We start from the raw sequence: 14734 nt of genomic DNA, 5'->3' as shown, positions 1-14734 counted from the left end.
TTTCCATTCTGTGCGGTTACATCACTTATTCTAAGCCACCCAACATCTGAATTTTGATCAAACCATCTCTTATCTTTAATAGGACGAGGTGAAGCCCCTCTCACTATTTCAGAGAGTTCTCCCAACTTACGCTGTTCCCAATCATCATGAAAGCCTTTAAACCGGAGTTCTGGCACCCTCTTTTCTTCTTTACTCATCGACGTAACACCTCTTTCGTCGCTTCAATGAGCGCCATACCATCTTCGTCACCTTCAAGATCATCCAGCATTTTCAGCAGCTCTGCTTCCGTTTCTTCTATCTCCTTATTGATAGTTTTAATTTCTTCATGAAGTGCTTTGACGTCCACTGGCTCTTCTTCTTCAAAAGTGTCAACATATCGAGGTATATTTAAGTTGTACTCATTCTCTTCAATTTCTTCCATATCTGCTACATGGCTGTACTTTTCAATTTCTTCACGATTTCTATACGTCTCAACAATTTTTTTAACATCATCATCAGTCAGATGGTTTTGATTTTTGCCTTTCTCAAATGACTGCGATGCATCGATGAATAGTATATCATCAGCAGATCTTGATTTTTTGAACACTAAAATAGTCGTTGGGATACTTGTCCCGAAGAAAATATTCGCTGGAAGCCCAATCACCGCATCCAGATAGTTTTTCTGTTCAATCAAGTACTTACGGATTATCCCCTCCCCTGCGCCTCTGAATAGTACACCATGGGGCAGAACAACAGCCATCGTGCCATTATCATCGAGATAATGCACCATGTGCTGAATGAATGCAAAATCCGCTTTTGATTTCGGTGCTAATTTTCCATAACCACTGAAACGTTCATCATCATGAAATGATGGATCAGAACTCCATTTCGCACTGTACGGCGGATTGGCCACAACCGCTTCAAATTTCATGTCACCAAATGCGGGTTCTTCAAGAGTATCTGCATTTTCAATAGAAAATGCTTTATAATTCACATCATGTAATAACATGTTCATTCGGGCCAGGTTATACGTAGTGCTGTTATACTCCTGACCATAAAAATGTCTTACATTCGCATGCTTACCTACACGTAGTAATAGTGAACCGGATCCACACGTCGGGTCATAGACATTCCTCAAATTTGATTTATCTGTTGTCACAATCTCCGCAAGAATCTTGGAAACCTGCTGCGGGGTATAGAACTCTCCCGCTTTCTTACCTGCTGTGGCCGCGAATTGCCCAATCATGTACTCGTAAGCATCACCCAGCATATCAATTTCGAGATCACTATGGACGAATGGTAGTGTTGAGAGGTTTAACATCACTTTGGAAATTAATTTAGTTCTGGCAGAAACGTTATTCCCCAGCCTTGATGATGTCAGGTCCATATCATCGAATAAATGGTTGAAATCATCTTCACTTGCCTCGCCTAATGTAGATGCTTCCACAGAAGAAATTGCTTCTGAAAGCTTTTCAATATCAAATTCATTCTGTTCAATTTCTTCAATCATTCTGCTAAAAAGATACTTCGGTTCAACCACAAAACCGATGCGGGTTGTCAGTTCATCCTGCAGTGCTTCTTTATATTCTTCGTCTTCCCAAGCTTCTTTGTATGTCACTTCATCTTCTTTTAGTAAATTCTCTACAACATCTTCCGTTTTTTCAGATAAGAACCTGTAGAAAATCAATCCTAATATGTAGTTTCTGAACTCGCTCGCATCCATGTTGCCTCTGAGATCATTTGCGATATCCCATAATCTTTTGTGCAGTTCAGATTGTTGCTGACGCTGTTTCTCCGTTACTGTCATCATCTAAAATATTCCTCCTGTTTATAAGCATAAAAACATCAAGTGATGCTGTTGCACCACTTGAGTCTATTCCACTAATCCAAATTTGCGTGACACATCTTTTACAAAATCATAAATTTTATTAACCTTTTTGCGTTTCATTAAAAGTCCGCCTGTAACGCCTTTTTCAATGTCCTTACGATAAAGTTGGCCAGAATAGTCATACTCTGTATAGAGTTCCTGCAACTGTTTTAAAGGATATTGTTCATTCTTAGCAAACTCGTTAAATTCCTGTAATTTTTTGTTTTCCTCAAAGTCTAAGTATATCTTTTCAACATTCGCATTTTTATCCAATGTCGGAAGCACTTCATCAAGGAATTCCTGAATAAGTTCAGCTTTAAGACGTAAATTTTCATCATCCGCCCGTTCAAGCATAAGTTTAATTTGTTCACGTTCCTGCTCTTGCTTTTTCTTGTCTTCGAGCTCAATATTACCAAGAAGTCTGAGTATATAGCTCACATTCACCATATCATTCCTGATCAATTCTATCTCGAAATCGATGTCATCAATTACAGAAACTTTCTTGCCTTCTCTGTCCCCTCTGATATACCGATCATAAAGATCCATATATTGGCCTTTATAATCTTCGTAAGCCTGTTCGGAAATACCCAGTAGTTCTTTAGTAAACTCGAAATCTTCAAATGTTTTAAGTTTTAATAATGCTCTTCCCAACCCTCTGTAAGCAACAATGTATGCTTTGATTTCTTCTTCATCTTCCAGGGTTTGGACCTCTGATGGATGTGAAATGACAGTATGCAGTTGATAAAGAGATGCATTGAAATCGTCCAAGTATTCCTCAAAAGATTTACTGAGCACTGTATCAGTATCATCAGTTTGTGAAAAAAGTTGGATTGCTTCATCCGTTTCTTTCTTTAAATCACGGTAGCTGACGATATTACCATACGGCTTCGTCTGTTTTTCCACTCTGTTGGTCCTGGAGTATGCCTGTATCAAATCATGGTGTTTCATATTTTTATCAACATACAATGTATTCAACACTTTACTGTCAAAGCCTGTCAGGAACATATTAACAACAATCAATAAGTCAATCTTCTGACCGGGTATGCCTTGTTTCATACGTTTCGAGATATCATCAAAATACTGGTCATATGTTTCAAGTGAAAAGTTGGTTTTATAATTTTCGTTATAATTTCCAATCACTCTCGCGAGCTGATCTTTGGCATGTTCTTTCACATCGCCTTCTTTCATGTCTTCGTTCGCCTGATAACTGAAAATCGTTACGATATTTAAAGGTTTGATGCCTTCTTCGCTGTTGATTTCGGAGAATTTATCATAATACTTCATAGCCATATCGATGCTCTGTGCTGCAAATATACCAGAGTACTGACGATTTTTTGTTTTATTATCATGAATGGTATACAAATGTCTTGCTACCATATCAACTCTGTCATCTGCCATCCAGATTTCATTCGTATCAATCGCTTCGACATACTCTTCGTTAGTTGGAATCCTTTCATCTTTGAAAGTATTAATATATTCGATGGAGAATCCCAGTACGTTTCCATCTCTGATTGCGTCTTTTATTAAGTAGTGATGTAAACACTTATCGAAAATATCTGCTGTACTCCGGCCATCCTGGCTTTTATTTTCTTCAAATCTTGGTGTACCTGTAAAGCCGAAGTATTGTGCATTTCGGAAATGTTTTCTAATCATCATATGCATATCGCCAAACTGTGAACGATGGCATTCATCAATGACAAATATCACTTTATCTTCTTTGTAGTGGTCCATGACAGGGTCATTCGATTTTATCGCATTTGCCATCTTTTGAATTGTTGTTACAATCATGGATTTGCTTTTATCTTTCAGTTGTTTTAACAGATGTTTTGTATTGTCAGTATAGTCAACTGATCCAGGTTCAAATTTATCAAATTCCTTCTGTGTCTGAGTATCCAGATCTTTTCTGTCCACTAAAAAAATGACTTTCTTTATTTCTTTTTCCTGTGCCAGCAGCTGACTCGCTTTAAATGATGTTAAAGTTTTACCGCTGCCTGTCGTGTGCCAAATATAGCCATTATTATTGGTGTCCAGAGCACGCTTGATCAACGCTTCGGTCGCATACATCTGATACGGCCTGAGTACAATCAAATTTTTGTCCGTTTCGTTGACCACCATATAACGGCCAACAATTTTCGATAACTGATGCGGCAGCATAAAACTGTCTATAAACTCATGTATGTTGGTTAGACGGTTATTCTTTTCATCTGTCCAATAGAACATATGACTTTTGTATATTTCTTTATCGTTGTTTGCGTAATACCTGGTGTCATTATAGTTGCTCAGGACAAACAGCTGAGTGTACCTGAACAGTCCTGTGAAATTGTGCCTGCGATACCGTTCCACCTGGTTGAAGGCTTCGTTAATTGCGACACCACGACGTTTCAGTTCTATCTGGATGACCGGTAAACCATTAATCAGAACTGTCACATCGTAACGACCTTTATATTTGTCTTCTACACTAATTTGATTTGTCACCTGGAATTTATTTTTACACCATGTTTTCGTGTTGAAGAACTCCAGATACAGTTCAGATTCATTATCACGTTTCAAAACAAACTTATCTCTCAAAATTTTTGCACTATCGAAGACACTCTTATTATTGACCTGAATCATCAGTCTTTTGAATTCACTGTCAGTCAGAGGCTGGCCATCCATTTTATCGGCATGACGTTCGTTTAGGATTTGTCTGAAGTTCTTCTCCAGACTCTCATTATTATGTATAGGTGACCGTTCATATCCAATCTGCTCCAGCTGATCCATCACCTTATTTTCCAGAGCAAGTTCACTTTGGACACTCATATATCATCCCACCATTCAGTAAAATTGGAAGTTGATTCCATTGTACTACATTTATCTGAAAAATAAGAGTATGTGAATTGAATAATATTAGGATTTTACGCTGGGAACCCAGCGTAATTAGTTACCTGTAATAATTGCTGTGATAAACTTTAGGTCTAACAGGGTCAAAACAAAGTTACCATACTGTCCATCCACCATCAACGAAGATAGTTTGACCGGTTATCATATCTGACGCTGATGAAGAGAGTAATAAGATTGTTCCAAACAAATCATTTTCTTTTGCAATTCTTCCTAGCGGTATTCTAGTTAATATATCGTTTTTAAACTTCTGATTTTCAAATGTTTCTTTAGTTAGATTGGTTTCAATAAAAGTCGGTGCAACTGCATTTACAGTTATATTATATTTACTCCATTCTATCGCAAATGCTTTGGTCATTTGTGATAATCCGCCTTTGGATGTACCATAGACTGACCTGTCATAATAACCGACCGCGGACATCTGGGAACTGATATTAATAATTTTTCCTTCTTGATTCGATTTCATTAATTCCCCTATATACTTTGTTAGAAAGAATATAGTCTTCAGGTTGATATCGATTTGTCGATCCCAATCATTTAATGATACTTCCTCGATTGGTTTAGCTATATTGATGCCTGCATTATTGATTAATATATCTATTGATTTGAAATGAGTCGAAATTTCATCAACTAGTTTTGGTATATCTTCATAACTTGTCAAATCAAAAGAATATACTTTAACTTGAACATTGAACTTTGACAAGTCTCTTTTTACATCAATCAGTTCTTTTGAACTTCTTGCAACCAAAGCAAGATTCACACCATTACTCGCTAGTAAAAATGCAAACTCTCTACCTATCCCTTTACTCGCTCCAGTAATTACTGCATTCTTATTTTCAATCGAGAATATCTTCCCAATTCTATAACTGCTCATCAAATCCCCTCTTCATTTTAAATTTAATCACTTATCTAATAATTTACATTTTCACATTAATACTATAATAGTCTCTATTAAAAATATGATACTTCGAGTATCAGTTCATATATTAAAATGTCACCAAGAATTCCTTCTCAGCGACATTTTTTACATGGTAACTAATTTATAAAAGTTATTTTTTTCCGTATTTTCTGACACGCAACTTTGCCTGTTCTGCATGACCAGAAAAATTCTCCAGTTCACATAGTCTTTCAGCATACTCACCAATATGAGCACTCTGCTCGTCAGATGTAATTCTTTGATACGTGACTGTTTTTATAAACTTTCCGACCCACAGTCCGCCTGTATATTTTGCCGCTTCTTTTGTCGGAAGTGTATGGTTGGTTCCAATCACTTTGTCACCATACGCTACATTAGTTCTCGGGCCAACGAACAACGCACCATAGTTGGTCATATTTTCGAGGAAGTAGTCTTCATCTTCCGTCAATATCTCCACATGCTCGTAGGCCAAGTCATCAGCAACTTTTAAAGCTTCTTTATTGTCTTCAACTAAAATGATCTGTCCGTACTCTTCCCAAGATTCTCTCGCAACTTCGGCAGTCTCTAAAGTTTCTAACTGCCTTTCAATTTCATCCACAGTTTTGTCAGCAATATATTTGGATGTAGTGATTAACGCACCTGGTGATGTCGGTCCATGTTCCAACTGTCCTAATAAATCCGTGGCAATCATTTCCGGATCGCTTGTTTCATCAGCGACTATCAGAACTTCTGTAGGTCCTGCCAGTAGATCAATTCCAACTTTCCCAAACAGTTGTCTTTTCGCTTCTGCGACGAATGCATTACCCGGTCCAACAATCATATCCACTTTATCAATCGTCTCAGTCCCGATGGCCATGCCTGCCATCGCCTGGATGCCGCCGAGGATATAAATCTCATCCGCACCCGCTTTGTGCATTGCATACACCGTCTCTTTAGGTATCTTCCCTTTAATTGGCGGCGTACAGGCAATCACCCTGCTGACACCAGCCACTTTTGCCGTCAATACACTCATGTGCGCACTCGCAACCATTGGATAACGGCCGCCCGGCACATAGCAGCCCACACTGTTGACCGGGATGTTTTTATGCCCAAGAATGACTCCCGTCTCCATCTCCACTTCAATATCATTCATGGAATCCTTTTGAGCTTCGGCAAATTTCCTGATGTTTTTTTGTGCAAACTCTATATCTTTTTTCGTCTGTTCCGGGATATTACTCACAATCTCCTCAATCTGTTCAGCGGTAAGACGGAAAGAATCAGGACCCCAATCATCAAACTTTGTAGATAATTCACGGATTGCCGCATCACCATTAGCCTCGATGTTCTTAATCGTGTCGCTCACTATTTGTGAAGTCTTCTCATCGTCACTCTTTATGTCATCGACTGCTTTGCTTTTTTTTAGTATTTTCATTTCCACACCCCTAAATTTGATTATCTTCCATTCATGGCATTGGTATATATTCTTTTAATCTCAGCTTCTTTCAGTTCCAGAGGACTTTTCGCCAGCAGGCGCGTCTGCTTCAAGGCATTTTCAGTGAGAAGCCCTATATCCCCAGAAGTGATGCGGTAATGCTGCAGGTTTTCAGGTAACCCCACTTCTTTCACCATGTCGAATAGTTTGTCAGTGATTTCTTCAGAGATTTCAACGTTGTTTTTACCCACTGTGTCAATACTGAAAATCGGTGCCAACTTAGCCAGTTTATTGCTGCATGACTTCAATATCTCTTCATACACATATGGGAGCAAGACGGCATTGGATTCACCATGCGGAATCTTGAAGTTCCCACCGAGCGGATAAGCCAGTGCATGGACACCGCCGACTCCGGCGTTGTAGAAGCTCATGCCTGCAAGCATGCTGCCTAGTGAAAGTTCATCTTTGGCGGCAAAGTTATTCTTATCCCAGACAGCCTCCCTGATGTTATGGTAAATCTTCTCCATGGCTTCAACTGCCATCATTTCGGTTACAGGAGTTGCATCCGTTGAAGTATATGACTCTATGGCATGTGTAAAAGCATCTACTCCGCTTGCTGCGGCGACTTTAGGCGGTACCGAGTAAGAGTAGAACGGATCGACGACTGCGTAATCGGCGATCATCAGCGGGTCAGTGATCGCATCCTTGCTGTCCCCTGTCGAGAAGACGGCAATGTCCGTCACTTCCGCCCCCGTACCTGAGGTGGAAGGCATTAAAATATTAGGTATTTTCACTTCACTCAGTGTCATGTCGCCTGTGAGGTTCAAATAATTTCCGATCGACCCTTTCTGAGGCGCAATCAATGAGGCTGCCTTGGCGAGGTCCAATGTGCTACCCCCGCCCAAGCCAATAATCAGATTGGGCTGATCATCCCTCACTTCTTCGACTATTTCATCCCCCTTTTCAACCGAAGGCTCAGCCATCACGTTTGTTGATATCGTATATTCAACATTGTTATCCTCAAGAATTTTCGTCACTCTTTCCACCGCTTTGATTTCTTTCAGAATAGGATCACAAAGCAGGTAAACTTTCTTGATTTTAAGCTTCTTTAAAATTTTATCTATCTCGTCCGTCGAGCCGGAACCGTAGTTTATAAATTTCGGTGAAACGAATTGCATTTAATCACTCCCTTTTTTAATTCACTTAACTTCTGCCAGATTATCTTCACCTTTACGGGTGGTGATCAATACTGAGATGACCATTGTAACCATAGAAATGATGACCCCCATACCTGCTGCTGCGAATGGATTGGACACATCGAAACCGAAAGGCAAATAGAGGATCCAGTAAGCGAGAGTCCCCACCAACAATGAAATCGTGGCTGAAAGTTTATTCGCGCGCTTCCATAAAGAACCGATGACGAGTGCCCCAGCTGTGGATGAGACAATGCCGCCTATACCAATCCACATGAATATGGATAAATATTGAGGCGGATTCCACGCAACGATGCCTGCAACAATCAGGACGACCGGTGTAGCAATCCTGCTGATATTGAGTTCAATCCTTTCCGCTTTTTCCTTTGCCATGTTCAATCTTGGTACTATGGAAAGTCGGAAGATATCATTGGCAAGGATTTGTGTTAATGATACAACCAGGCCGTCGGAAGTGGACATTACAGCCGATAGTACAGCTATTGCAAGAAAAGCTGCTATGAATGGCGGGAATAACTCACTGAATAATGTCGGGATGACTGCATCCGGTCTTATATCAATATCACCAGGCAGCACAGCTATCGCAAGCATGCCCCCGAGACCCATCAGTGGAAGTATCGTGGCAAACATTGTTGTCCACATCAGTAGTTTCTTCATATCCTTGCCTGATTTAACTGCCATGAATTTGTTCCCCAGATGGGGTTGAATCGCAAAAGGTATATGTGCAATCAGCAGAAGGAGCACTAGCCAAATCGAACCGTATGTTTCATCCCCCGGAATGAATAACTGGCCAAAGTGCCCTTCCGGTCTTCTTTCTGTAATGGTTTCTATCATACCGCTGAAACCGCCCTGTACGCCGACTCCTAACGCAAAGCAAATGACCACGATGAGTGCAATCATGACCATCAACATGCCTTGCACAGCATCAGTCATGATGTCAGAATGCGATCCACCCATAAATACATATGTACCTATGACTACAATCGTTATGATGATACCGACCCTATAATCCACACCCATCATAATCTGGAACATGGTAGCCGCCGCCACAAGTTGCGAAATGACGTAGAATATCAATAATATGGATATAATTGCTAAGATCAATCTTAAAAAGTTGCTGTTATAACGGTTCCCTATGAATTCAGGAATAGTCCTTGTACCGAGTGTATCCCCGTATTCCTTGATTGCTTTCGCGAAAAACAACATCCCGAATACTGTAGCTACAGGATATAGCAACGGATACCATAATGAAGGTGCTCCCAAGTCAAACGCAAGACCTGGCATCCCCATAAAAGTCGATCCACTTGCGATTCCGGCACTGATGACCAATGCGATGGTGACTGGACCATAGCTTGATCTCGCTGTGGCGAAATCTTCATTATCGTGCGTCCTTCTCATCCCCACGACCCCGAAGACCAGCATCATGACGACAAATACACCTAAAAGTACCCATGACCAAAAAACAATATCTCCCATCATTTATCCCCCTTGTCATTTAAAAGTGGTGTTTTAAATATAATCAAATACATGGTGACCCAGGTTACAATATTGACTGCTGCGATGATATATAGGAAAGTCATCTGCATCCATCCCCTCTTAAAGTTTCATAAATTTTATCACTTCTTTTTATTTTCCTTCTCAAGCCCGTCATCTCTTCCAAAAGAAATATTTTATCTTCGTGTTCTTCAATTTGATAAGGTAAATAGACGATATATTCATCCACTTTTTCTATCTCCGGAAAACTCCAGCTTTTCTTCTTATGGATATAATAATTTCTTAGCATATCTGTCCCATATTCATCAATATCATATTCTGTACAGATCGGAAGTGTATAATCGTATCTCTGTTTTTTATATTGATACATATTTTCATTGGTGAACGACGTGGAAGTTTCCATCAAATTTGTTGCCAAATAATGCCTTGTTCCTCTCTTTTTCATGAATGGTAGCGGCCTGAATCTGACCTGCCATTCAGAAATCATTACGGGTAAATTGAATTTAGTGTTTGTCATTTTATAGTCCTATCCTCTTTATTCGTAAAACCTCTGTCTGACGTCAGCTGGAGCGATTCAATAATATTTTTAGGTACGTATTCAATAAACGAAGATGACAGTCAGATTCCTTCACTTCATCCTTCCCGTGATTTTTGTCACCTCTAATTTTAAAAGCTGATTTGAATACGTATTCAAAAAAATCTAAATGACAGTGCGGCGCTCATACAACTTACAAGGCAATGTTTTCTGGAAAGTCTGTCCCTTTTTTTCATCAATTAGTTTGAATAATTGCTCCACTGCAATTGTACTCAAATGATTCTCCTCATCCGGCCCGATGGAGGTCAGGTTCAAAGAGCTGTGTCTTAAAGCCTCTGTATTATCGACTCCAATTAAAGATATATCTTCCGGAATACGATAACCCCTTTTTTGCAGTTCATCCATTAAAATTAATGCGATCATATCGGTTGATGCAAAGATGGCACTTGGATTTCTTGATGCTAATACTCTTTCCAGCTCCACCACTATTGCTTCAGGGGTCTGCTTTGTAATGGACATGGTCTCATCAGTGCATGGAATACCGAAATCCTCCATCGCTTTTGAAAAACCCTGGTACCTGCCTTGGAATGTTGACTTTTCCAGTTCTCCCGAGAAGAAATGTATATTTTTGTGCCCTTTGTTTATCAAATGTTCTGCACCCAGATAACCTGCCTGCCAGTTGTCAATCTCTACGTAATTTCCCCCTTTGACATGCTTTCTATTGAACATTACATATGGAATATTCAATTTCACTAATTCATTAAAATACTCACTTTCAAAAAACATCGATGAAAGGATGATACCTTCCGTTTTTTGGCTGAATACGGTCTCATATAAATTGGCTTTGCTGAAGTCCTCTTCAAAAAAGACATTTACGGTAAAGCCTTTTTTATATGCAGCACTGATGATATTTCTGGTGGATTCGACAAAGAATGGATTATTCAATGTTCCGGAAATCAAGGAAATCTGGTTGGTCTTGTTACTGATCAAGGACCTCGCAACCGAGTTGGGCCTGTAGTTCAATTCCCTCATGACTTTTTCCACTTTTTCTCTCTTCAGCTTGGAAACAGTCTCGGGATTATTTATCACTCTTGATACAGTTGACTGGGAGACCCCAGCCTTTCTCGCAACATCATTTGAAGATATCATAGTTCACCTCATAAAATATAAAAGCGCTTACAAAATAAATTTAACCATTATCTGAGGATTCTGTCAATAGAAATCAAGATTTTTAAAGCATTTCATCTATTAGACATGCATATCCGATTATTATTCAACTCATATATGTCAACACATCATTGATATAGTAAAAATGAGTTATGAAAGTACCACATCATAAATAAAGGGAATATGATCAATATGATTAAATTCAATACATTTTCAATCACTGCACGTTGTACTCGGAGAGGAAAGCTCGGCGTGGCAGTCTCCACGAAACTGACGGCGATCGTCATGCTCTGCCCGTTCGTCAAATCGGTCGTGGGCGCGGTTGCCACCCAATCATTCGTCAATCCGTATATTGGCAACCGCGGCCTGGAATATATGTCTGTAGGCACGACGGGACAGGAAGCGAAAGAGAAAATCATAGCTGAAGAAGTCAACCTCGAGCGCAGGCAGTTTGCAATCGTCGATAAAGACGGCGGCACCGCTCCATTCTCCGGGAATCAATGCGATGGCTACTACAACCACTTCGAAGGGGCCGGATTTTTCGTGGCCTGCAACATGCAGGTCAATGAGGAGACCCTCCCGGATATGAAAGACGCTTTCGAAACCAATAGCGACCTGGAATTTTCGGAACGGCTGCAACGCGCACTCGGTGCCTGAGAGAAAGCGGAAGGAGACAAGCGTGGGAAGCAGTCGGCAGCACTCCAAGTATATGACAGGGAAGAATACCCCTTAGTCGACCTGAGGGTGGGCGGCCACGAAAATCCTATCGTGGAACTTGGGTGTGTATATGAGGTGGCGAAAGAGTAGCTCTTCCCAATGCTCTCAGTGATGCCGACGAAGGAGAACCCCGGCGGAAGCTTCATCCAAAGGAGTATGAAGCTTAAAACTCAATATTTTTTGGAATGCTGAAAGAGGTGCCCTTGACAGGACACCTCTTTATTCATTCATATTTCTTTATTCATCACCCTTATTCCTCTGAAGCTTCTCAAGCATGTTTTCCACCGCTTCAATGCGCCCTTTACCGTCTTTATAAAGGATGTGCTTCCGTTCCAGTTTCGTCGGCGAATCCACACCGGCAGCGGCTGCAACATTGAAGAGCCCTTCGCGGAGGGATATCACGTAGTTGGAGACTCGGAAGAGCTTTTCATCAATGATGAGACCCTCCTGCAGTTTCTCATCCGTCGTCGCAACACCGACCGGGCACGTATTCGTATGGCACACTTCCGCCATGATGCAGCCGACGCTGATCATGAAACCGCGTGCGATATTGATGAGGTCAGCCCCCATTGCGAGCGCAATCGATGCCTTGTCCGGTGTGATGAGTTTGCCGGATGCGATCAGTTTGACCCGATCCCGGACGCCGTACTCTCGGAGCACTTCATCGACGATCGGCAGAGCGGTCAAGATCGGGAGGCCGACGGAATCTGCAAGTTCCTGATACGTTGCGCCCGTTCCGCCTTCACCGCCGTCGATTGTGATGAAGTCCGGGGCTTTGCCTGAATCCTTCATGACCTGCGCCATCTCTTCCACACCATCGATATCACCGACCACGATTTTCATCCCCACGGGCTAGCCGCCGACTTCACGGAGTTCTTCGATGAAATCAAAGAGTTTCGGGAAGGAGTCGTACTCGACGAAACGGTTCGGACTGTTCACCGTCTTGCCGGGCTCAATCAGCCGTATCTTCGCAATCTCCTCTGTGACTTTCTTTCCTTCAAGATGGCCCCCGCGGGTCTTTGCACCCTGGGCCAGTTTGACTTCAAAAGCCTTCACCTGATCTATTGCCGCTTTTTCCCTGAATGCTTCCCAGGAGAACTCACCAGCAGGCGTACGGACCCCGAATAGTCCCGGCCCGATCTGCATCATTAAATCCGCATCACCAGCCAGATGATGATCGGATATGCCGCCTTCTCCGGTGTTCATCCATGTGGCGCCGGCAAGCTCGAGACCTCTTGAGAGTGCCGTGATTGCTCGCTCCCCGAGTGCACCGTAACTCATGCCGGACATGCCGACCTGACCTTTAAGGTGAAATGGTTCCCGGCATGTATCCTTCCCGAGAACGATGGCATCATCATCCAGCAAATAATACGGATCCGCCTGGTCTTCTTCGCGATGCTCCTTCCGGGAGAACAGTCCGTCATTATCGATGACGTATTTGTAAGTATCGGTCTTATCTATATTGTCGACCCGCATTTCGGTCAAAAGCTTAGGAAACATGTTGTTCCGGATGAAATACCCTTCTTCTTCAAAATCCTTGTCGGAGCCGAAGCCGACCAGCCGCTGGTTATACTTCCCCGCCTTGACCACACTCTGGAACTCCAATCTTGAAAACGGTTCGCCTTCATCATCCTCCGAAAACAGATACTGCCTGAGTTCCGGTCCGACATGCTCGGAAATATATCTGACCCGTCCGAGCAGCGGGAAATTCCGCAAAATCGCATGTTGGTTCTGACGATTGTCTTTTTGATATATATATCCAAGATAAACAAGCGGTGTAGCCAGTGCAGTGCCAATCATCGCCGATGGTAGATAATCCGAAAATTTACCCATAAAATCCCTTCCTTCCATTTTAAGTCTTTACTGATATTTACAAAGCATCCAACACTTCTTTTATATCGTTCTTTCCTGTTGTCACCCCAAAAGCTTTTCTGAATGTATTTTCACTGTCCAGTACTTCCACCAGAACCGCAGCCACATCTTCAAAAGATATCTCATCCTCGTCTTCACCCGGCGCATCCGTCACTTTGACCTTTCCGTGTCCCGGCATGCTGACCCGTTTCACCGTCCGGATGACCGTATAGACAAAATCGCTCGCCTTGATCCATTCTTCCGGTTTATCCTTTCCGCCGGTTTTCTTTGATTCATCGGATTCATCCAGACGGACCGGACTCAAATAGACGATGCGTTCTATTCTCTGCTGCTGTGCTTCTTCGAGTGATTCCATCACCGCATCGGCATCGACCAGGGCATCCTGATCTTCTCCAGTCCCGGGGCTCGCACTCGCGATATAGATGATGGCATCGGCATCCTCGAGCGCCCTCGTAAAACTGTCATCTCCGTCAATGATCACTTCAACATTACCCAGTTGCTCCAGCGCTTCCGCCCTGTTGTCAGTCTGAACAACCGTCACTGCTTCATGTCCTTTTTTATCCAGCCGCTTTAAAATATGCTCGCCCAGTATCTCGCTGCCACCATAAACAAATACTTTCATATTTTTCCTCCCCCTGCTCCGTTTATTTTGTAAGTTCCCTATTCGGTGCTGTTGAAACACATCCAT

9 protein-coding genes and 3 pseudogenes are annotated in these 14734 nt (G+C 41.9%); 1 reads left to right on the top strand and 11 read right to left on the bottom strand.

Going from position 1 to position 14734, the window contains the following annotated elements:
* From BO48_RS13900 to BO48_RS13860, 9 genes and pseudogenes are all read right to left on the bottom strand, one after another.
* Window positions 1-197 (bottom strand): annotated as a pseudogene (locus BO48_RS13900) (restriction endonuclease subunit S); the annotation flags it as partial.
* Window positions 194-1786 carry a type I restriction-modification system subunit M gene (locus tag BO48_RS13895; protein ID WP_496368280.1) on the bottom strand — a complete coding sequence of 531 codons (1593 nt, stop codon included), beginning with the start codon at window positions 1784-1786 and terminating at the stop codon, window positions 194-196. The gene BO48_RS13895 and the pseudogene BO48_RS13900, both read right to left, overlap by 4 nt.
* A 66-nt stretch (window positions 1787-1852) precedes the next feature.
* On the bottom strand, window positions 1853-4645 hold the full coding sequence (locus tag BO48_RS13890; RefSeq protein ID WP_496368276.1) for a type I restriction endonuclease subunit R: 2793 nt from the start codon (window positions 4643-4645) through the stop codon (window positions 1853-1855).
* Between the two features lie 175 nt (window positions 4646-4820).
* Window positions 4821-5597, bottom strand: coding sequence for an SDR family NAD(P)-dependent oxidoreductase (locus BO48_RS13885; RefSeq protein WP_496368274.1), 777 nt, complete (start codon window positions 5595-5597; stop codon window positions 4821-4823).
* A 175-nt stretch (window positions 5598-5772) separates the two neighbouring features.
* A complete protein-coding gene (gene hisD, locus BO48_RS13880; RefSeq protein WP_496368272.1) occupies window positions 5773-7050 on the bottom strand; it encodes a histidinol dehydrogenase in 1278 nt (425 codons plus the stop codon).
* A 20-nt stretch (window positions 7051-7070) separates the two neighbouring features.
* On the bottom strand, window positions 7071-8228 hold the full coding sequence (locus tag BO48_RS13875) for an iron-containing alcohol dehydrogenase (protein WP_496368270.1): 1158 nt from the start codon (window positions 8226-8228) through the stop codon (window positions 7071-7073).
* A gap of 21 nt (window positions 8229-8249) precedes the next feature.
* Window positions 8250-9737 (bottom strand): sodium:solute symporter family protein, encoded by a 1488-nt coding sequence (locus BO48_RS13870; protein ID WP_496368267.1) that lies wholly within the window; start codon window positions 9735-9737, stop codon window positions 8250-8252.
* A 100-nt stretch (window positions 9738-9837) separates the two neighbouring features.
* Window positions 9838-10272, bottom strand: coding sequence for a hypothetical protein (locus BO48_RS13865; protein WP_496368265.1), 435 nt, complete (start codon window positions 10270-10272; stop codon window positions 9838-9840).
* 183 nt (window positions 10273-10455) lie between these two features.
* Window positions 10456-11439, bottom strand: a complete 984-nt coding sequence (locus tag BO48_RS13860) for a LacI family DNA-binding transcriptional regulator (protein ID WP_496368263.1) — start codon at window positions 11437-11439, stop codon at window positions 10456-10458.
* Window positions 11440-11640: 201 nt separating this feature from the next.
* On the opposite strand from BO48_RS13860, the pseudogene BO48_RS13855 reads away from it, so the two are divergent.
* A pseudogene (locus BO48_RS13855) lies at window positions 11641-12264 on the top strand (DUF1028 domain-containing protein).
* Window positions 12265-12411: 147 nt separating this feature from the next.
* Here the strand turns inward: BO48_RS13855 and BO48_RS13850 are convergent.
* Window positions 12412-14007 (bottom strand): annotated as a pseudogene (locus BO48_RS13850) (FMN-binding glutamate synthase family protein).
* Window positions 14008-14044: 37 nt separating this feature from the next.
* Entirely contained in the window at window positions 14045-14668 is a 624-nt protein-coding gene (locus BO48_RS13845; protein WP_496368261.1) for an NAD(P)H-binding protein, read from the bottom strand.
* Window positions 14669-14734: the final 66 nt, after the last annotated feature.

This window comes from Lacicoccus kunmingensis DSM 17847 (assembly GCF_059568765.1).
This window is presented reverse-complemented; position numbering and strand designations above follow the sequence as displayed.

Excerpts from the sequence above, each read along its gene's own strand:
- BO48_RS13895 (WP_496368280.1), bottom strand. The coding sequence starts at position 1,786 with ATGACAGTAACGGAGAAACAGCGTCAGCAACAATCTGAACTGCACAAA.
- BO48_RS13875 (WP_496368270.1), bottom strand. The coding sequence starts at position 8,228 with ATGCAATTCGTTTCACCGAAATTTATAAACTACGGTTCCGGCTCGACG.
- BO48_RS13885 (WP_496368274.1), bottom strand. The coding sequence starts at position 5,597 with ATGAGCAGTTATAGAATTGGGAAGATATTCTCGATTGAAAATAAGAAT.
- hisD (WP_496368272.1), bottom strand. The coding sequence starts at position 7,050 with ATGAAAATACTAAAAAAAAGCAAAGCAGTCGATGACATAAAGAGTGAC.
- BO48_RS13845 (WP_496368261.1), bottom strand. The coding sequence starts at position 14,668 with ATGAAAGTATTTGTTTATGGTGGCAGCGAGATACTGGGCGAGCATATT.
- BO48_RS13865 (WP_496368265.1), bottom strand. The coding sequence starts at position 10,272 with ATGACAAACACTAAATTCAATTTACCCGTAATGATTTCTGAATGGCAG.
- BO48_RS13870 (WP_496368267.1), bottom strand. The coding sequence starts at position 9,737 with ATGGGAGATATTGTTTTTTGGTCATGGGTACTTTTAGGTGTATTTGTC.
- BO48_RS13890 (WP_496368276.1), bottom strand. The coding sequence starts at position 4,645 with ATGAGTGTCCAAAGTGAACTTGCTCTGGAAAATAAGGTGATGGATCAG.
- BO48_RS13860 (WP_496368263.1), bottom strand. The coding sequence starts at position 11,439 with ATGATATCTTCAAATGATGTTGCGAGAAAGGCTGGGGTCTCCCAGTCA.